This is a genomic window from Candidatus Pelagibacter sp. HTCC7211, from assembly GCF_000155895.1.
GTDB lineage: Bacteria > Pseudomonadota > Alphaproteobacteria > Pelagibacterales > Pelagibacteraceae > Pelagibacter.
On the sequence record NZ_DS995298.1, the window covers coordinates 1036048 to 1055863 of the forward strand.

At 26.0% G+C, this 19816-nt stretch carries 18 protein-coding genes; 1 reads left to right on the forward strand and 17 read right to left on the reverse strand.

What is annotated here, in order from left to right:
* The first annotated feature begins 7 nt into the window (after positions 1-7).
* Positions 8-1408, forward strand: coding sequence for a glutamate--tRNA ligase (gltX, locus tag PB7211_RS05625; RefSeq protein ID WP_008544436.1), 1401 nt, complete (start codon positions 8-10; stop codon positions 1406-1408).
* Here gltX and lpxB read toward each other — a convergent pair.
* The 17 genes from lpxB to proS all read right to left on the reverse strand — a co-directional run bounded on the left by lpxB (position 1385) and on the right by proS (position 19816).
* Positions 1385-2521: a lipid-A-disaccharide synthase gene (gene lpxB, locus PB7211_RS05630; protein WP_034399112.1), complete on the reverse strand. Its 1137-nt coding sequence runs from the start codon at positions 2519-2521 to the stop codon at positions 1385-1387. The genes gltX and lpxB overlap by 24 nt on opposite strands.
* Complete coding sequence (lpxI, locus tag PB7211_RS05635) at positions 2518-3303, reverse strand: UDP-2,3-diacylglucosamine diphosphatase LpxI domain-containing protein (RefSeq protein ID WP_008544138.1); 786 nt, start codon at positions 3301-3303, stop codon at positions 2518-2520. Before lpxI ends, lpxB begins: the two co-directional genes overlap by 4 nt.
* 1 nt (position 3304) lies before the next feature.
* Positions 3305-4087 (reverse strand): acyl-ACP--UDP-N-acetylglucosamine O-acyltransferase, encoded by a 783-nt coding sequence (lpxA, locus tag PB7211_RS05640; RefSeq protein WP_008545228.1) that lies wholly within the window; start codon positions 4085-4087, stop codon positions 3305-3307.
* Positions 4084-5064 (reverse strand): UDP-3-O-(3-hydroxymyristoyl)glucosamine N-acyltransferase, encoded by a 981-nt coding sequence (lpxD, locus tag PB7211_RS05645; RefSeq protein WP_008544861.1) that lies wholly within the window; start codon positions 5062-5064, stop codon positions 4084-4086. Before lpxD ends, lpxA begins: the two co-directional genes overlap by 4 nt.
* 51 nt (positions 5065-5115) lie before the next feature.
* Positions 5116-5562 (reverse strand): 3-hydroxyacyl-ACP dehydratase FabZ, encoded by a 447-nt coding sequence (fabZ, locus tag PB7211_RS05650; protein ID WP_008544144.1) that lies wholly within the window; start codon positions 5560-5562, stop codon positions 5116-5118.
* 2 nt (positions 5563-5564) lie between these two features.
* On the reverse strand, positions 5565-6077 hold the full coding sequence (locus tag PB7211_RS05655) for an OmpH family outer membrane protein (protein WP_008545778.1): 513 nt from the start codon (positions 6075-6077) through the stop codon (positions 5565-5567).
* Complete coding sequence (gene bamA, locus PB7211_RS05660; RefSeq protein ID WP_008544146.1) at positions 6077-8320, reverse strand: outer membrane protein assembly factor BamA; 2244 nt, start codon at positions 8318-8320, stop codon at positions 6077-6079. The genes PB7211_RS05655 and bamA overlap by 1 nt, the downstream gene beginning before the upstream one ends.
* A 14-nt stretch (positions 8321-8334) precedes the next feature.
* Entirely contained in the window at positions 8335-9498 is a 1164-nt protein-coding gene (locus tag PB7211_RS05665; RefSeq protein WP_008545620.1) for a 1-deoxy-D-xylulose-5-phosphate reductoisomerase, read from the reverse strand.
* The gene (locus PB7211_RS05670) at positions 9495-10001 is read right to left on the reverse strand and encodes a phosphatidate cytidylyltransferase (RefSeq protein WP_198001878.1); all 507 of its coding nucleotides are present in this window, start codon (positions 9999-10001) and stop codon (positions 9495-9497) included. Before PB7211_RS05670 ends, PB7211_RS05665 begins: the two co-directional genes overlap by 4 nt.
* 140 nt (positions 10002-10141) lie before the next feature.
* Positions 10142-10816, reverse strand: a complete 675-nt coding sequence (gene uppS, locus PB7211_RS05675) for a polyprenyl diphosphate synthase (protein ID WP_034399118.1) — start codon at positions 10814-10816, stop codon at positions 10142-10144.
* A gap of 1 nt (position 10817) precedes the next feature.
* Positions 10818-11369 carry a ribosome recycling factor gene (gene frr, locus PB7211_RS05680; protein ID WP_034399121.1) on the reverse strand — a complete coding sequence of 184 codons (552 nt, stop codon included), beginning with the start codon at positions 11367-11369 and terminating at the stop codon, positions 10818-10820.
* Complete coding sequence (gene tsf, locus PB7211_RS05685; RefSeq protein WP_008545832.1) at positions 11370-12221, reverse strand: translation elongation factor Ts; 852 nt, start codon at positions 12219-12221, stop codon at positions 11370-11372. It lies immediately after the preceding gene.
* A gap of 1 nt (position 12222) precedes the next feature.
* Complete coding sequence (gene rpsB / locus PB7211_RS05690) at positions 12223-13041, reverse strand: 30S ribosomal protein S2 (RefSeq protein WP_008544582.1); 819 nt, start codon at positions 13039-13041, stop codon at positions 12223-12225.
* A 129-nt stretch (positions 13042-13170) separates the two neighbouring features.
* Positions 13171-16587 carry a DNA polymerase III subunit alpha gene (gene dnaE, locus PB7211_RS05695; RefSeq protein ID WP_008545870.1) on the reverse strand — a complete coding sequence of 1139 codons (3417 nt, stop codon included), beginning with the start codon at positions 16585-16587 and terminating at the stop codon, positions 13171-13173.
* A complete protein-coding gene (locus tag PB7211_RS05700; RefSeq protein ID WP_008546109.1) occupies positions 16580-17257 on the reverse strand; it encodes an ABC transporter ATP-binding protein in 678 nt (225 codons plus the stop codon). The genes dnaE and PB7211_RS05700 overlap by 8 nt, the downstream gene beginning before the upstream one ends.
* On the reverse strand, positions 17250-18485 hold the full coding sequence (locus PB7211_RS05705; protein WP_008545175.1) for a lipoprotein-releasing ABC transporter permease subunit: 1236 nt from the start codon (positions 18483-18485) through the stop codon (positions 17250-17252). The genes PB7211_RS05700 and PB7211_RS05705 overlap by 8 nt, the downstream gene beginning before the upstream one ends.
* Positions 18482-19816, reverse strand: coding sequence for a proline--tRNA ligase (gene proS / locus PB7211_RS05710; RefSeq protein WP_008544177.1), 1335 nt, complete (start codon positions 19814-19816; stop codon positions 18482-18484). Before proS ends, PB7211_RS05705 begins: the two co-directional genes overlap by 4 nt.

Consider the following 19816-nt stretch of genomic DNA (forward strand, 5'->3'; position numbering starts at 1 on the left):
ATCATTGATGTCAAAAGTAGCAACACGATTTGCTCCCTCACCTACTGGAGCTCTTCATATTGGTGGTGTAAGAACAGCCTTATTTAATTGGCTTTATTCAAAAAATCATAAAGGTACTTTTCATTTAAGAATCGAAGATACAGATAAGGAAAGATCTAAAGATGAACATAAAGATCAAATTATCAAATCTTTAAAATGGATAGGTGTAGAACATGATGGTGAAGAATATATTCAATCAACTAAAATTAATGATCATGCAAAAGTAGCAAATGAGCTACTTAAAAATGGTAATGCTTATAGATGCTATTGCTCAAGTGAAGAAATTGAAGAACAAAAGAAAAGAGCTAGACAAAAAAAACTTCCTTATATTTATAATAGGAAATGGAGAGATATTCCAGAGTCAGAAGCACCAAAAGATATAAAACCAGTAATAAGATTTAAAAGTAAAATTGAAGGTACTTCAATTCTTAAAGATTTAGTTCAAGGAGATGTTGAGATAGATAACAGTACTATTGAAGATTTTATAATTTTAAGAAACGATGGCACTCCAACTTATAATTTGTCAGCAACTGTTGATGATCATCAGATGGGAATGACACATATTATTAGAGGTGATGACCATAAAATAAATACCTTTAAACAAATTCAAATCTATTTAGCAATGAATTGGAATTTGCCAGCATTTGCTCACATTCCACTAATTCATACTATAGAAGGAAAAAAGCTATCAAAAAGAGATAATGCTTCAACTTTAGATGACTATTCTAAAATTGGTATTATGCCTGAAGCATTAAGAAATTATTTACTAAGACTTGGGTGGTCTTACGAAGATAAAGAAATTTTTACATTAGAAGAAAGTATCAAATTATTTAATTTAGAGGGAATAGGTAAATCTCCATCAAAACTAGATATGAGTAGAATTTTATCAATGAATGAACATTATATAAAATCAATCGATGAAAACGAATTATATCAACAACTTGTTAGTTATTGTGAAAAATACAAAGAAAAAATTAAATCTGAAAAAGAGGCAAAGATTAAACCATCATTGTCCTTTCTTAAAAATAAAGCAAAAACACTAGAGGATATATACAATAATGCAAAATTTATAATTCATGATGAAATTAAATTTAATGATGAAGATTTAAAATTAATAGATGAAAAAGCTAAAATAATAATAACAGAATTCAAAAATAAAATTTTAGCAATAGATCAATTTAAGAAAGAAACATTAGAACCTGTAGTAAAAGAATTAATTAAATCACATGAAACAAATTTTAAAGGAGTGGGTCAACCTTTAAGAGTTGCATTGACAGGATCAAAATTTGGACCAGGTTTATACGATATTATAATTTCATTAGGTAAAGAAGAAGTTCAAAAAAGATTAAATAGTCAGATAATTATTTAATACTGTAGCAGCTTCACCTGAAGATGAAGTATTAGATCTAATACCTTCTAGAGTTTTATTACAAACATCTAATTGCTTTTGAATAAGATCTGGATTTCTTAAAAAATAAATAACAGTTCTACAAATTTCTTCAGCATTACATTCTTTTTGTAATAATTCAGGAATAATTTCTTTATCATTAATAATATTGATGATGTTTGCAAACTTAACATTAACTAATAACTTAAAAATCATAAAATTTATAAAGCTTAATTTATAAATTATTATTGATGGTATATTTAAATTAGATATTTGAAGAGAAACAGTTCCTGATTTAGAAACAGCAAAAATTGAATTTGATAAAACTTGTGACTTTATAATTTCATCAGATACAACATCAATATTAGTAAAGTTAGTTTTTTTAATATTATTTATTATGAATTCTTTATTTTCATCTGTTGCATGAAAAAAATATTTGTAGTCATGTTTTTTATTATTCATAAGTTTAATAAAATCTAAAAGAATTGGTAAAAGAACTTTGGTTTCAGATGAGCGGCTACCTGGAAAAACTGATATAATTTTTTTTTCTTTAGAGATAACATTATTTAAAACAGTTTTTACATTCTTATTTTTTTCAATTAATGGATGACCAACAAAAGTATTTTTAATATTTTCTTTTTCAAAATATTTTTTTTCAAAGCTAAACAGTAAAAGTATATGGTCAATGAATGATTTAATTTTTTTAACCCTGTTTTTTCGCCAAACCCAAACTTGTGGAGCAACATAATGAACAGTTTTTATCTTATTATTTAACTTTTTAACTCTTTCAGAAACTCTCAAAGTAAAATCAGGACTATCTACACTAAATAATATATCTGGATTAAATTTTATAATCTCGTCAACAGTCTTATTGATTTTTGCTCTAATTTTAAAAATATTAAATAAAACACTTGTAAAACCTAGGTAGGTAATATCCTTTAAATTAAATATTGATTTTATACCTAATTTACCAAGATGTGTTCCTCCTACTGATAAATATTCGATATCAGCATTTTGTGATTTTAATTTTGAAATAATTGTAGATGCTAATTTGTCTCCTGAAGGTTCGCCAGTTAATACAAAAATCTTTTTCATATGATCTTTATAAAAATCTTATTTTTATTAGCAAAATTTATACATTTATCCTTATCTAAAAAAATATTTTGCTTAGATTTTAAAACTATTCCTTTTAAACCAAATTTTTTACAATCTTTTAAAGTATTAATTCCAATGGTAGGAAGATCCATTCTAAGATCTTGTTTGGGTTTAGGTAGTTTAATTAAAATACCATTTGAATTTTTATTTAATTTTGAGAGCATTTTCTTTGTACCCTGCTTACCTTCAGTAGCTAAAATACTATTATTTTTAACAATAATTGCTTGTACATGATCTAAGCTTTTCAATTTCTTAAAATATACAACACCTTTTTTAATTGAATTAAGTTCATTTATATTAGGTTTTAATTTAGAATAATTTCCAGCTTTAAGCGCCAATTCTTTATTAAAATAAATTGAACTTATAACTTTAATACCCTCATTATCTAAAATTTTTATTATTGATTTTATAATAGCAGCATCACCTAATTTTGATGCTTTAATTACGCTGGGCATATAATAAATTCCTTTTAAATCTAATCTTAGTGATGAAAATTTTGGTTTAGCAATTTTTCCAGCAAATAAAACTTTATTAGAATTTTTTTCTTTAATTAAATTTATTATATTTCCAAATTTGCCGATACTTATTCTATGTGAATTAACGTCTTTCTTAAATATATTATCTTTTGAAAAATCAATTATAAAATATTTCTTTTTTAATTTTTTAATTTTTTTAAGAACAATTTCTGAGAAATCAGTATCGCCTAAAAATAATCCTATCATCTTATTTTGAAAAAGGTGTACAAATTGGTCTTTTTTTGTCTTTCTCTAAAAAATTAATAACCTCTAAAACTAATTCATTTTTTTTATAATCTTGATTTAAATTATTCAAATTTTCAGTTAAATTTTCATTTTTAAAAATTTCTTTATAAGCGTTACTTAAAGTGATTATTTCTTTATTTGATATATTTTTTCTTCTAAGACCAATTAAATTTAATCCTTGAAGCACACTTCTATTTCCATGGGCTATTCCATATGGAATTATATCTCTTACAACGCCACACATTCCACCTATCATTGCTGATCTTCCAACTCTTGTAAATTGTTGTACTGCTGAATTACCTCCAATTATAACATTATCCTCTATATTAGCATGTCCTCCCAAAGGAACGTTGTTAGCTAAAATAACATTATTACCAACATTACAATCATGAGCTATATGAGATGAAACCATAAATAAGCAATTATTTCCAACTTTTGTTAACCCTCCTCCACCTTTGGTTCCAGGATTAATTGTAACATATTCTCTAATTTTATTATTATCTCCAATTATAAGATTTGTTTGTTCGCCACTAAATTTGAGATCTTGAGGATCGTTACCTAGTGATGCAAATGGATATATTTTATTATTTTTTCCTATTTTAGTATTGCCAGTTATACTAACATGTGATTGAATTTCATTACCTTCTCCAATTTCTACATTTGATCCTATCACACAGTATGCACCAATTTTAATATTTTCAGGAACTTTTGCACTAGGATCTATAATGGCAGTTTTATGTATCATTTGTTTTCTTTCAAAAAGTCTCTAATATTTTTGGCTGGATACCCCATTACTTTTGAATTATCTGGAATATCTCTTATAACACCACTGCCTCCTGCTATATCAACATTGTCACCTATTTTTAAATGTCCTGATATCCCGGCTTGTCCACCAATTTTAATATTTTTACCTAAAATAGTACTTCCAGCTATTCCAACTTGTCCTGCTATTATACAATTTTCACCAATTTTAACATTATGGGCTATATGTATTTGATTATCTAAGTAAGTATTTCTCCCAATTATAGTATTAGACATTGATCCTCTATCAATTGTTGATCCACATCCTATTTCACAATGATTTTCTATAATAACAATTCCAATGTGTGGATACCTCACATTAGTTTTTTTATCAGGAAAAAATCCAAATCCATGTTTTCCAACAACACAATTATCAAGAATTTTTACATCATTGCCAATTAATGTATTTCTGATGACAGAATTTGAACCAATAGTGCAATAATCACCAATAGAAACATTTCTTTCAATTACGGTATTATGTCCAATCATGCAATTAGAGCCTATTGAAACATTATCGCCGATTAATACATTGTGTCCAAATTTAACTTTGTCTTTGTAAATAGTTTTGTCAATAAAGTTAGCAGTACTATCAAAGTTATCATTAATCGCACTTGGATAAAATTTTGCTGTAATGGTTGAAGTAGCTAATAGAACATTTTTTACAATTACAGGTGTACAAGTATCTGGTAATATTTCTTTTAAATTTTCATTAGTAATACAAAATGAAGCCTTAGTATTATTTGCTAATTCTTTGTATTTGTTTGAGTGAAAAAAAGTAATATCATTTTTATTTGATGTAATTAAATCTTTAATATCATTAACATTGACATTTGAATATTTTTCATCAGATTTAAGATTAAGAGTTTGTAATATATCACAAATCTTAAGTGGGCCATGATTTTTAAAGAATGCGTTTGGCATAAATGCTTTTACCAAAGCATTTTAAAATAAGTTATCAATAATTATTGCTATTTATTTCTTGTCAACAATAGTTGCAGACCATATTGCATCTGCCATTTTTTTATCCTCTACAAAAGCTTCACCTTTATATTTCCATACTCTACCATGAGATCTAATTGCCTCAATTTTTAAAATTAAATCACAATCAGGTATCACAGGATTTCGAAATCTTGCTTTTTCAACACCCATCAAAAAAACTAATTTATTTTCATATGTAGTTTTATCTAGTCCATGAGCAGTTAATGCTGCAGCAGCTTGCCCAAAAGACTCAACAATTAGCACACCCGGCATTACTGGATTATCTGGAAAATGGCCTTGAACAAAAAAACTATCTTTTCTAACTTTTACAACAGCTGTTGCAGATGATAATTTTTTTATGTCTGATAATTCATCTATTAGAAGCATTGGTTCTCTATGAGGTAATAAATTTACGATATCTTGTTTATTCAATTTAAGCATAGTTATTTAATTTTTTCATTTATTTCTTTTATTACTTCGTTTGTTAAGTTCAAGTTAGATCTGCCAATTAATATATTTTTAGAATCTAGCAAAATTTTGACCGATTTTTTTTCCATATAAGCATTTATGATTGGACTGATCTTGCTTATAATACCATCAAATTCTTTTTTTTTATAATTATTAAAATCTTCAACCATTTTAGATTGATCTTCTTTAAATTTATTTGCTTTTTCTTTGAAAAATAAAACCTCTTTATCAAATTCTTCTTTGGAAATTATATTTTTTTTGCTGATAATATCGTTTTCAAGATCTTTTAATATTTTTTCGTTATTTTTAAGTTCATTTAAATTTTTTTCATTTAAATTATTTATAGAATTTAAAGTTTTTTTTCCTATTTCAGAATTCTTTATAATAAAATCCATATCAATATATGCTATGGGTTCACTACTATAAGCTTGAGCTATATTTAAAAAAAAAAATATAGAAATAAAAAAAAAATTATTTATAAATTTCATTAAAATGTTGTTCCTAGATTAAATCTAAAACTTTCTGTAATATCATTATCCTCTTTTGTTATAACCTCAGAAAGAGTAAAATTTAAAGGACCAATAACTGTAAACCAATCAACTCCAACGCCAATTGAACTTCTTAATTTACCTCCATCATCAAGAGATGAGTCATAGTCTACACCCCAAAGGCTACCAGCATCAAAAAACATAATAGCATCTAAATTCTGAAAATTTTGAAAAATTCTTGGTATATTTGATTGAGCATTAAATGTAGCACTATAGTTACCACCTATAAAATCATCACCATCCTTTGGACCTATCTTACCAGCTTCAAAACCTCTTAAACGTCTAGAAGGAATAAAAAGTCTTTCTGATAGCTTAACATCATCATCTGTAACAGAATTGGCACCCGCCAAAGATACAGAAAAAGAAGTTATATTATTTTCATAAAATTCATTAAATACTTTATAATTATATCTATTTGTAAAAGTATTCGTTTCACTAATAATAGGAAAGTTAATACTATAATTTGACCTAAAACCATCTGATGTTTTAAACTTTTGGTTTCTTTTATCGTAGTCAAAATTAAATTTCAAAAATGAATCAAAATAATTTCCTGCTTGTTTTTTTTGTCTTGCAGAAGCAGTTGAGTCAGTTTCCATATTCTCAAAAAAAGAACTTGTTGCTAATCCTAAGTTAAAGTCTTTTAAATATTCGAATGAAGTACCTACTTCAAATCCTGTTTTATTAGTCTTATATCCAAAGTCTTTTAATTTATCAGTTTCTTCAGCTTTAATATTAAAATAAACTGATCTATCTGAATTATTATAATTTGGATTAGTTATTGAATAACTTCCTTTAACAGAGTCTGTTGAAAAAGTAATATCAGCATCAACAGCAACACCTTTTCCAAGATAATTATTTTCTTTAACACCAAAAAAGAAAGATCCACCATCAGTACCCACCCCTGCTCCAGCAGTTAATTCACCAGTTGGCTTTTCAACTAATTCATAATTTATTACTTTAGAATTTCGATTCTTACCATCAACTATTGTAGATTTAATACTTTTAAAAAAGTTTAAACTTTTTAAATTATTTTCAGATTTTTTTGCTAAGATTTCATTATAAGGATCACCTTCATCGATTTCTAACTGGTTTCTTACTACATTTTCTCTCGTAACATTATTTCCAAGTATATTAATTTTTTCAATAAAAAAAGTTTTGCTTTTCTCAACAACAAAATCAATATTTAATTTATCAGATACAATATTTTGCTGGGCGAAAGCATTGGATGATTTAAATTCTTCAGTTGTAGTAATCGAATCAATTTCATCTAAAATTTTATCAACAGAATAGAGTGAATAAGGTTCACCTTTAAGATCTACTAATAAATTCTTTAAATTCTTATAATTTTCTTCATCAAAATCATTTGGTAAGACAACTTTCATTTCACCAAAATAAATTTTTTTATTTGCATTTATATTATAAATTAACTCAAATTTATTTTTATCGATTAATTTTGCAAATGAAGCATTAATTTCAACATTGTAATATCCTTTATTTAAGTAAAAATTTTTAAGTAATCTTTTGTCAAGTTCAATCAAATCTTCATTTAAAAATTTTTTACCCGAAATAAATTTCCAAAATTTATATTCTTCACTAACTAAAATACTTCTTAGTTTATTATCTTTAAAAACTTTGTCGCCAATAAAAGAAATTTTTCCAATTTTAGATTTTTCACCAAGATCAATACGATAATCAATACTAATCATATTGTCATTTAATATTTCTATAAAAGGATCAATTTTAGAGAAATAAAATCCAGCTGATTTGAGTTTTGATTGAATAATCTTTGTTTCTTCTGATAAAAAAAAATTATTAAAAGATCCTCTTGGTTTCAAAATTAAACTTTCTTTGATTAATTTTTTAAACTTTTCAGCTTTTATACCACTAATCTTTATATCTTTTATAAGTGGAGCCTCTTTGACATTAATTTCAATTATACTATTTTCAAATTTAACTGAAACATTACTAAAAAAATTTGAGTCATATAAATTTTTTAATATTTCATTTAATATTAAATTATTAAAATTTTGACCTTCATCAATTTTGGAAAACATTAAAATTGTTTCATCAGAAATTCTTTTGTTACCTTTAATTTCAATCTTTTTAATTATTTCACTAAATGCAAAAGACAAAAATAGTACATTTAAAACAAACGACAAAAAAATTACTTTAACATTGTTCATATATAATTGATGATTTATATACTGTTTTCAAGGGTTATCAATCTAACATAATTATTTAATTCAACTATATCTTTAATTTTTTTTGGATACTTTTTTTTATATTTTGAAAATTTCTTTTTGTTTATAATTTTAAATAATTTTTTTTGTATATCGACAAATTTAATTTCATTATTAAGAAATAATTCAACCAAAGTATCATTTGCTGAAACAACAACAGTTTCAAATAAAGATTGTTTTGATGGTAAAAAATTCAATAAATTTACCATAGGAAATCTTTTTAATTCTATATTTTTTAAATTTAAATTATTTAGAATATTTATATCTATTATTTTTGACTTTAATTTTTTGCTATTATTATCATAAAGAGTATTAAATATTGGTATTTTCATAGTTGTATCATGTGCAATAATTTTTGTTAGTCCATTATCAAATTTTAAAATTGCATGAACATAAGATTTGGGATGAATTAAAATCTTAATCTTTTTATAATTAATTTTGAATATATTTCTAGCTTCTATAACTTCATAAACTTTATTAATCATAGTAGCTGAGTCTATGGAGATTTTTTTACCCATTTTCCAATTTGGATGTTTTAAAGCTTGATTAATTTTTATACTTTTGAATTTATTCAATGAAATTTTGCTGAATGGTCCGCCAGATGCTGTTAAATATATCATTTCAATATTATTTATTTTCAAATTTTTTAAACCATACCAGAGTGAAAAATGCTCTGAATCAACTGGTATAAATTGTGTTTTATTTTTTTTTAATTCTTTATTAATTAAATTCCACCCACATATAATTGACTCTTTATTAGCGATAGCAATCTTTTTGGAATACCTTATTATATTTAAAGTTGGCTCTAAACCATTGATACCTGTAATTGAGCTCATTGAATAATCAATTTTACTCTTAAATATTCTATGTAAATTTTTAAAATCATTATAAATATTCAAATTTTTTTTTTTATTAATTTTTTTTAACAAATTATATTTCACTGGATTTGTAATAATTAAATTTTTTACATTAAAATTTTTAGCCTGTTTGTATAATAACTTATAATTTGTGTCTGCAGTTAAAAGAATAATTTCAAAGTTTTTACGATCTTTATTTACAATGTCTAATAAAGTTTTTCCAATAGATCCAGTTGATCCAAGTATTGCAATTTTTTTTTTCATTGAAAATTCCAATTCAAAAATACAAGATAAGAGAAAGGATAAGCAAAAATCATACCATCAATTCTATCTAAAATCCCGCCATGTCCTGGAATGATATTTCCGGTATCTTTAATTTTAGAAAGTCTTTTAAAATACGAAATAATTATATCTCCTATTTGACTTACTAAGGATACAAATAATACAAAGATAAATGTTTCTTCTGTAAATTTAAAATTATAGATTTTTAAAGTTAATTTAAAAAATAAGATGGTAGTAATAATTGATAACAGAAAACTTCCAATCACTCCGGCATATGTTTTATTTGGACTCAATTTAGTTAATTTTGGTCCTTTTAATAGTTTCCCAAAAATATAACCACCGGTATCTGTTGAGACACATATTATTGCTATTAACAAAATATGAAAATAATCTTGGTTAAAATCATTTCTAATTTTAAATATTGTGTAAAATGAAATTATTATAAAAAATAAACCAATTATTTTTTGGTTATTAAATTTTGACATTTGTAGCCATTCATATGCGGTTATGACAAAACATATAAAAATAAAAAAATTGAATAAAATGGAACCTTCAATTATTATAAAAAGTACTATTGGAGCCATTATAAGGGCGCTAAAAAGTCTTATTATAAATTCATTTTTAATCATATGTTTCCGTAATTTCTTTTCACTTTTTTAAATTTATTAATTATTTTTGAATAATCTGTTTCATTAAAATCTGGCCATAATTTTTTTTCAAAGAAAATTTCTGAGTAAGCAATTTGCCATAATAAAAAATTACTTAATCTTTTTGTGTTACCAGTTCTAATTAATATATCTGGGTTGGGTATATTTTTGGTATATAGAAATTTTTCAATATTTTTTTCGTCGATATTGATATTATTTTTTATAATTTTCTTAAATGCATTTACTAACTCAAATTTAGAACCATAATTTAATGCGAGATTAATTTGGATTTTTGAATTTTTGGAAGTCTTTTTTTCTGCTGAATTTAATAATAAATTCAATTTTTTAGAAAAATTTTTTTTACCAATAACTTTAAATTTAATATCTTGTTTATCAAATTCATCAATTCTACTAATTAAAAAACTTTCTAATAAATTGAATAAATAATCTATTTCTTTTTTTGGTCTTTTCCAATTTTCGGTAGAAAAAGCAAATAATGTTAAAAACTTTATATTATATTCTATAGATTTTTTAATAATACGTTCAACTGATTTTAAACCAGCTTTATGTCCAGCGTTTCTTGATTTTTTTTGTTTAAGGCCCCATCTCCCATTACCATCCATAATAATGGCCACGTGATTTATAGGGTTCATTTTATATTGTCATTATTTCTTTTTCTTTTAAAGAAACCTTTTCATCTACAGTTTTAATATGTTCATCTGTTATTGTTTGAACATTTTTTTCAGATGATTTTTCTTCATCTTCTCCAATTTCTTTTGATTTTAAAAGTTTTTTCAATTCTTCGTTAGCTTCTCTTCTAATGTTTCTAATGGAAACTTTACATTTTTCTCCAATTGATTTTATAAGTTTTTTTAATTCTGTTCTTCTCTCTTCATTAAGCTCAGGTACTGGTAGTCTAATCAATTGACCATCTATTTGAGGATTTAATCCTAAATCTGATTTTTGTATTGCGGCGTCAACAAGCGATACGTTATTAGCATCCCATACTTGAATATTTATCATCCTTGGTTCAGGTGTTGTTATACTTCCAACTTGATTGATTGGCATTTGTTGTCCATAAACATCAACTTTAACTAAGTCTAACATTGCAGCATTAGCTCTACCTGTTCTTAAAGATGTTAATTCTTTTGAGAAAACCTCAATGGCTTTATCCATTTTAAGGCTGTATGATTTTTCATCAAACATTTATTCTCCAATCTTTATTCTATAAAACTCTTTTACTTTTAAGTCAGCAATTGAAAGTTCTTTCAAAACATCTTCTACTTTCTTTTTTGGCTCCATTACCCAAGCTTGAGACAATAGTGCATTTTCTTCCTTAAATTTGTTCATTTTACCCATGCTAATTTTTTTTGCAATATCATCAGGTTTGCCTGAGTTTTTTAATTCTTCCGTTACAAGTTCTTGTTCTTTATCAATTATTGATTGATCAATTAAATTAGATTCTAAAGCTAAAGGATTTGAAGCAGCAATATGCATAGATAATTGTTTTGCAAAAGTTTTAACTGTTTCTGATTTATCTTGAGTCTCTAAAGATACAACAACTGCTAATTTTGCAATATTATCTTTTACGACTGTATGTAAATAATGATTGTTTAATGATCCAGAATTTTCAATAGTTTTTGTTTTTCCTATTGTAATTTTTTCACCTATCTTTGCAATTAAAGCAACAATATTATCTTCAACTGTCTCACCATTTGACATTTTTGAAATTTTTAAATCATCAATATTTGAGTTTTTTTCGTTATTTAATTCACTTAATTCTTTAACAAAGTTTGTAAAATCCTCATTTTTTGCAACAAAATCTGTTTCACAATTTACCTCTACAACAGATGTTTTATTTTCATCTCCACTGACTGCTACAACACCTTCTTTAGCGTCTCTAGACATTTTTTTTGAAGCTTTAGAAATTCCTTTTACTCTTAGTATCTCTGTTGCTTTATCTATATCACCACCTGACTCTTTAATAGCAAGATTACAATCTTTAAAACCAGCACCAGTAACTTCTCTAAGTTTTTTTACTTTTTCTATATCGCTCATTTTAATTTAATTTCTCCTTATCTTCTGTAGAAAATTTTTTTTCTAATTTTTCTCTATCTAATTCTTGAACTGTTTTAACTTGAATATCCTTTTTATCATTATTAGAGTTTTCAGTTATTGGTGCTGAAGAAGGAATTGAACTTTTTGCATAATTAATTGTCTCTTTAATTAAGTTGCAATAAAGATCTATTGCTCGTCTTGCGTCATCATTGCCTGGAATAGGATAATCAATATTATCAGGATTTGAATTGCTATCTAAAATTGCAATTATTGGAATTCCTAGTTTTACAGATTCTGCTATTGCTAAAGACTCATAATTCGTATCAATAATAAATACTAAATCAGGAGTTTTTTTCATTTCTGCTATACCTCCCAAAGATCTTTCAAGTTTATCTTTTTTAACACTCATCTTTAAAAGTTCTTTTTTAGTGAAACCTCTATTTTCAGCTGCTAAGGCAGTCTCATATTTCTTCATCTTCTTTATAGAGCCAGAGATTGTTCCCCAGTTAGTAAGCATACCACCTAGCCATCTGTAATTTACAAAGTATTGATCTGTTTCTTTTGCAACTTCAGCAATAGCCTCTGATGCTTGTTTTTTAGTTGATACAAATAAAATTTTGCCATTATTTGCAATAATATTATAGACTTTTTCGAGAGCTACTTTTGTTAACTCTAAAGTCTGTGTTAAATCTATAATGTGAATTGAGTCTCTTTTTCCAAAAATGTATTTTTTCATTTTTGGGTTCCATCTTAAAGTTTTATGACCTAGATGAACGCCTGCTTCTAATAATTGCTGTATTGTTATTTCTGGTATTTTCATATTTATTCCCGGTTAAGCCACCACAGTAATTTCCAATTAAGGACCGGAGGTATAAAACCAACAACTGTGTGCGTGTTAATTTAATTGTGGATGTATTTACTAAGATTATGATAATAAAACAAGGCTTTTTTAGTTAATAGTGCTTGAAATATCCTCTTTTCTAAGAAGATATAGTGATTTTCTATCTAAATTTCTTAAGTTTTTGAGCTTAAATTTTAATGTTTTTTCATTAATGGTCATATTAATGTTAACAATCGTTTTGCCATCTTCCTTTAATATTTTTGAGATTTCATCAACTTCAATATGAGATTTAACATCAAAAGAAACTTCATTAATAGGGCTATTATAAAGTTCTTTTAAAGATCCAATTTTTTGTACATTGATACGTTTAAATCTATTTTCATCATTAGAAATATTTTTAATAAGAGTTAATATTAAGGAATTACCTTCTTTTAAAATCTCACGATTTAATTCTAAGATGTCAGAAAATATAAACAATTCAAAAACACTATTTAGATCAGTTAATTTTAAAACAGCATATGCGTTTCCCTTTGCAGTTTTCCTTTCTTGAAGTTTTAATAAAGTTGCAGCAATATTTGCATCTTTAATTTCATCATTGGAATTAAAATTTGAATAATCTTTAATTTTATAATCATCAAAAATTTCAGTAAATTGATTTAGAGGGTGATTTGAAATAAAAAATCCAACGGCTTCAAACTCTTTTGATAATCGTTCTTCAAAATTCCAATCTTCAATATCATGAGTTATATCATTTTGTAAACTTTCATCCTCTGAAAATAAATCTATTTGATTTGCTGATTTGTTATCAAATATATTTTTGGTTTTCAGAATAAAGTTTGGAATTGAGTTAAAAAGTGACTGACGATTATTATTTAAATTATCAAATGCTCCTGCTTTAACCAATCCTTCCAATTGTAATTTATTCATATCTTTTGGATTAACTCTTTTCAAAAAATCATTAATAGAGTCAAATTTACCGTTTTCAGATCTTTCTTTTATAACATTAGATATGGCTTCATAGCCAACTGCTTTGATGCCACCAAGTGCATAATAAAATTTATCTCCTTCTGTTCTAAAGTCTGCATAACATTCATTGATATTAGGTCTTACAACTTTAATATTCAGTCTTTTTAATTCCTCATAAAATTCACTAAGTTTATTTTGATTAGAAATATCCATAGTCATTGATGCTGCAATAAACTCCTTTGGATAATAAGTTTTTAAGAATGCTGTTTGATAAGAAATAATTGCATAAGCAGCTGCATGACTTTTATTAAATCCATATTCAGCAAAAGGTTCAATTTTTAAAAAAATTCCAGCAGCTACATCTTTGGCTATCCCATTTTGTACCGCTCCTGCTATAAAACCCTGTTTTTGTTTTTCTAGTTCAGCTCTTTTCTTTTTTCCCATTGCTCTTCTTAAAAGATCAGCTTGACCTGCTGTAAAACCTGACAACTTTTGTGCAATTTGCATTACTTGTTCTTGATAAATAATTACACCGTACGTTGGTTTTAAAATATCTTCTAAAAGTGGATGTAAGTAGTCTGGTGTTTGTCTTCCATGTTTACAGTCATTATAAGTTGAAATATTACTCATTGGTCCAGGTCTATAAAGAGCAACTAAAGCAATAATATCCTCTATATGGTTAGGTTTCATTTGAACTAATGCCTCTCTCATACCTGAGCTTTCAACTTGAAATAACCCAACTGTATTTCCACTAGATAAGAGCTCAAAAACCTTTTGATCTTCATAACTAATTTTTTCAATATCAAAATTTTTATCAATTTTTTTTACTAATTTTTGAGTATTATTAATTACAGTTAGTGTTTTAAGACCTAAAAAATCAAATTTTACTAATCCTGCATTTTCTGCTGAATACATATCAAATTGTGTCGAAGGTAATAACAATTCTGATGAAGCATCCTTATACAGAGGGACAACCTCTGTAAGCTTTTTATCTGCTATAACAACACCCGCAGCATGTGTTGCAACATTCCGATTTAAACCTTCCAATTTTAAAGAAAGATCTGTTAATTTTTTTACTCTTTGATCTTCATTTATTAATTTTTGTAATCTTGGTTCACCAGAAATACATTGGGTTAATGTTTGAGGTCTTGATGGATCAAAAGGTATCATTTTAGAAATGCTATCTACAAATCCATAAGGCAAACCCAACACTCTACCAACATCTCTAACAACCATTCTTGCTTTTAATTTTCCAAATGTAATTATGTGAGCAACACTATCTTGATATTTTTTTGTTAAATATTCAAAAACTAAATCCCTTTTTTCCTCACAAAAATCTATATCAAAATCAGGCATTGAAATACGATCAGGATTCAAAAACCTTTCAAAAATTAAATTAAATTTAATTGGATCAACATCCGTAATTGAGAGACACCATGCAACTAGTGAACCTGCACCGGAACCTCTACCTGGTCCAACTGGAATATCGTTGTTTTTTGCCCATTTAATATAATCAGAAACAATAAGAAAATAACTTGAGTATTTCATTTCAATTATTATTGATAATTCGTGATTCAGTCTATCCTTATAGTCTAAGTAGTTTTTATCATTATCTAATTCATTTTCCTTAATTCCAAAAATTTTATTAAATTTAATTTTTAAACCACTTAATGAGTCTTTCTTCAAAAGATCATCGGCATTTCCCCCTTCTTCAGAACTTATATTTGGTAAAATAGGATTTGAAAATAAAGGTCTAAAATTACATCTTAGTGGAAAATTATAATTATTTTCTAATGCTTCTGGTAAATCTGCAAATAGTTCTGACATTTCAGAATTACTTTTAAAATAATGTTGATTGCTTAAATGCTTTCTATTTTTTTCGTTAATATAAGTTTTGTTTCCAATACAAATTAGTGCATCGTGAGCTTCGTGCATATCTTGATTAATATAAAAAACTTCATTTGTGGCAATAATAGGAATTTTTAATTCCAATGATTTATTTAAATTAAATTTTTCAAATCCTAATTCATTTTGATCATTATGACGTTGTATCTCAATATAAAACCTGTCATCAAATGTTGAATTAAGTTTCTTGTATAAATCATGAATTTCAGTGAATTTTCCTTTATTAAATAATTCACCAAATAAACCAAATGTTGTACCTGAAAAAATTGCTACACCTTCATTATTTTCTAACAAATTATTAAAATCAACATGTGGATCAGAGAGCTTATCGTTTTCAAGAAATGATAGAGACGAAAGTTTGATTATTCTTTTATAGCCCTTCTCATTTAGCGAAAATAAGGGTAGCAAACCAACGGTATCACCAAATTTAAAATTAATTTGAGTTCCTACAATTGGTTGTGTTCCAACTTTAGAAATTTTTTCAGCAAACTCAAGTGCCCCACAAAGATTTGAAGTATCACAAAGAGCTAATGATTTAATTTTATTTGATTTTGCAAAATCTTGTAAATCATCAATTTTGACAGCACCTTCACATATAGAATATTGTGTGTGAATTTTAAGATGATTAAAGTTTTGAATTGCAGACTCAGCCATGTGAAGGTTTTATCTTACCATCACTCATCTCCAATAGTAAATCTGCTTTATTTGCAAAAAATCTATTGTGAGTTGCAAATATTATGAGCCTATTAGGATTTTTTTGACTTTCCAAAAGTTGAAAAATTTCTTTTGCTGTATTTAAATCTAGACTTCCAGTTGGTTCATCTGCAAGAATAATTTCAGGATCGTTAATAATAGCTCTTGCAATCGCAACTCTTTGAGACTCGCCTCCAGATAATTGAGAGGGAAAATGATTTGATCTATTTGATAAACCAATTTTTTTTAATAAATTTTCTGCTTTTGATATTGCCAAATCTTTATTATTGTTCAAAGATAGATTTGCTAAATAAACATTTTCTAACGCTGTAAAATCAGGAAGCAAATTATTTTGTTGATAAACAATACCAATATTTTTGGCTCTAAAGATGTCATTCTTATTTTTGTTGTTAAAATTAATCTGATTATTACTGAATTTAATAGACCCAAGTGAAGGTCTATCAATCAAAGAAATTAAATTAAGTAATGTAGATTTACCAGATCCAGAGGGACCCATTAAAGCATAAACTTTTCCTTTATGAAAATCATATGATAAATTTTTTAATACCTTAATTTTTTTATCAATATTAAAGTTTTTTGAAATATTTTTTAATTGAAGATAATTATTCATATTTCAACGCTTTAATTGGATCTAGTTTAGCAGCTTTAAATGCTGGAAATATTGACACAATTATTGTTATTAATATTGAACAAATTGATATCAATAATATTGATGAAGGATCAATTTCTGAGGGCATTTTACTTAAGAAATAAATTTCCTCAGGAAATAAACTAATATTAAAAGTTGAACTTAGAAATTGCCTTAAATTTTCAATGTATAATGAAAAAGTTACTCCTAAAAAAATCCCAAATAAAGTAGCTGAAGTACCAATTAATATTCCAATTAGAAAAAAGATTTTAATAATTGATTTATTTAAAACACCAATTGATTTTAAAATAGCAATATCACGTGTCTTATTTTTAACTAAAATTGTTAAACCGGATATTATGTTAAACGCTGCAACAATAATTATTAGTGATAATATAATAAACATAACATTTCGTTCAACTTTTAAAGCTGAAAATAATGACTTATTCATATCAGCCCAAGTGTAAATAAATTCTTGATCAAAAATTTCTTGCACAATTTGTTTTTGAGTTTCAATATTATTTGGATTTTTTAAATAGATTTCTAAGTTTCTATCTTTTTTTTCAAAGCCAAAAAAATCATCAAGAGTGTCCAGGTTAATTAAAGCAATATTATTATCAAAATCAGCTAATCCACTGTTAAAAATTGAAGTGACTTTAAAAATTTTCTGTTTTGGCATACTGCCTATAATAGTCTCAACTCCAGATGGAGACATCAGTGTAATCTTATCTCCAATTTTAAGATCTAAACTAAAACTTAGCTCATTACCTATCGATATAGAATTTTCGTCTAAATGAGATCTTATTCCTTTAAATTTTTTATTTTTTATAATTGTTAATTTTGAAAAATCATCACTTTTGTATCCTCTTAAAACAATTCCTTTTGATGTATTATTTTTTAAGATTATTGCTTCTCCTGAGTTGCTAAAAATAATATCATTACTAATAAGTTTTAGATTATTGTTCTTAAGTTTATTTTGATTAATACCGTTTTCTTCATAAGACTTAACGGTTATATGGGAGTTAAAACCAACAATCTTGTTGATCAGTTCTGTTCTAAAACCGTTCATAACAGACATAACTATAATTAAAACAGCAACACCTAAGCTGATGCCAATAAATGAAAAAATTGAAATGATATTCAGAAAGCCATCTTTTTTTCTAGCCTTTAAAAATCTAAAAGTAATTTCTTTTTCTAACGTAGAAATCAATTGGAAGCTTTTTGTTTTGTTATAATCTCAATTATTTTCTCTAATGATAAATTTTGAGTTTCACCACCAGGTTCTTTAAATTCTAAAAGGTCACCATCTGATTTTTTTCCAATAATTATTTGGTATGGTGCACCAATTAAGTTCATCTTTTTAATTTTTGACGAATAGTTCTCATCTGTATCATCTATAATTGCTTCAATATTATTTCTAATTAATTCTGAATTGATTTTATTTGCTTTTTCAAGAGCAGAATTGTCATTTTTATTTATCATTGGAATTAGTGCTATATCATATGGAGCAACAGACAATGGCCATTTCATGATTTCATTTTCATCATCATATTTAGCCTCAATAATAGCCCCAACTAATCTTGAAACTCCAATTCCATATGAGCCCATTTTAACAAAATCTTTTTTTCCACCAGGAAGATCTACAGCTGTATCCATTGCTTTTGAGTATTTATCTCCAAAATAAAATATATGACCTACCTCTATACCTTTTGTTATTAATCTATTTTCTTCACTGACCATCTTTTCAAATTCAACTTTATTAAATTTTTCATCTGTTACAGAATAAAATTTCTCATATCTTTTTCTCATTTGTTCTAGAGATGATTTTTCTAGTTCGGTATCATCATTAGTTAAATCAAAAATTCTTTTATCAGTAAAAATTTTACTTTCACCAGTATCAGCTAAAATTATAAATTCATGTGATAAATTTCCGCCTATTGGCCCTGTATCAGCTGCCATTGGAATAGCTGTTAAAGATAATCTTTTAAATGTTCTTAAATAAGATAAGAAAAATTTATTATATGAGAAAAAAGCATCTTCATCTGTAATATCAAATGAGTATGCATCTTTCATATAAAATTCTCTTCCCCTCATAATTCCAAATCGAGGTCTAATCTCATCTCTAAATTTCCATTGTATATGATAAAGTAATTGTGGTAATGATTTATAAGATTTTAAAGACGATCTAAATATTTCAGTAACTTGTTCTTCGTTGGTTGGTCCATAAAGCATCTCTCTATTTTGACGATCTTTAATCCTAAGCATTTCCTCGCCATAATCATCATATCGACCACTTTCTTTCCAAATTTCACTTGATTGAATTGTTGGCATTAAAATTTCTTGAGCACCAATTTTATCTTGTTCCTCTCTGACAATTTTTTCAATCTTTTTCATTACTTTAAAGCCAAGTGGCAACCATGAGTAAATACCAGCAGAAGCTTGTTTAATCATTCCAACTCTCAACATCAATTGATGAGATTTTATTTTGGCCTCTGAAGGATTGTTTTTTAAAATTGGGATAAATGATTTTGATAAAAGCAT

Excerpts from the sequence above, each read along its gene's own strand:
- gltX (WP_008544436.1), top strand. The coding sequence starts at position 8 with ATGTCAAAAGTAGCAACACGATTTGCTCCCTCACCTACTGGAGCTCTT.
- lpxB (WP_034399112.1), bottom strand. The coding sequence starts at position 2,521 with ATGAAAAAGATTTTTGTATTAACTGGCGAACCTTCAGGAGACAAATTA.
- lpxI (WP_008544138.1), bottom strand. The coding sequence starts at position 3,303 with ATGATAGGATTATTTTTAGGCGATACTGATTTCTCAGAAATTGTTCTT.
- lpxA (WP_008545228.1), bottom strand. The coding sequence starts at position 4,087 with ATGATACATAAAACTGCCATTATAGATCCTAGTGCAAAAGTTCCTGAA.
- lpxD (WP_008544861.1), bottom strand. The coding sequence starts at position 5,064 with ATGCCAAACGCATTCTTTAAAAATCATGGCCCACTTAAGATTTGTGAT.
- fabZ (WP_008544144.1), bottom strand. The coding sequence starts at position 5,562 with ATGCTTAAATTGAATAAACAAGATATCGTAAATTTATTACCTCATAGA.
- PB7211_RS05655 (WP_008545778.1), bottom strand. The coding sequence starts at position 6,077 with ATGAAATTTATAAATAATTTTTTTTTTATTTCTATATTTTTTTTTTTA.
- bamA (WP_008544146.1), bottom strand. The coding sequence starts at position 8,320 with ATGAACAATGTTAAAGTAATTTTTTTGTCGTTTGTTTTAAATGTACTA.
- PB7211_RS05665 (WP_008545620.1), bottom strand. The coding sequence starts at position 9,498 with ATGAAAAAAAAAATTGCAATACTTGGATCAACTGGATCTATTGGAAAA.
- PB7211_RS05670 (WP_198001878.1), bottom strand. The coding sequence starts at position 10,001 with ATGTCAAAATTTAATAACCAAAAAATAATTGGTTTATTTTTTATAATA.
- uppS (WP_034399118.1), bottom strand. The coding sequence starts at position 10,816 with ATGAACCCTATAAATCACGTGGCCATTATTATGGATGGTAATGGGAGA.
- frr (WP_034399121.1), bottom strand. The coding sequence starts at position 11,369 with ATGTTTGATGAAAAATCATACAGCCTTAAAATGGATAAAGCCATTGAG.
- tsf (WP_008545832.1), bottom strand. The coding sequence starts at position 12,221 with ATGAGCGATATAGAAAAAGTAAAAAAACTTAGAGAAGTTACTGGTGCT.
- rpsB (WP_008544582.1), bottom strand. The coding sequence starts at position 13,041 with ATGAAAATACCAGAAATAACAATACAGCAATTATTAGAAGCAGGCGTT.
- dnaE (WP_008545870.1), bottom strand. The coding sequence starts at position 16,587 with ATGGCTGAGTCTGCAATTCAAAACTTTAATCATCTTAAAATTCACACA.
- PB7211_RS05700 (WP_008546109.1), bottom strand. The coding sequence starts at position 17,257 with ATGAATAATTATCTTCAATTAAAAAATATTTCAAAAAACTTTAATATT.
- proS (WP_008544177.1), bottom strand. The coding sequence starts at position 19,816 with ATGCTTTTATCAAAATCATTTATCCCAATTTTAAAAAACAATCCTTCA.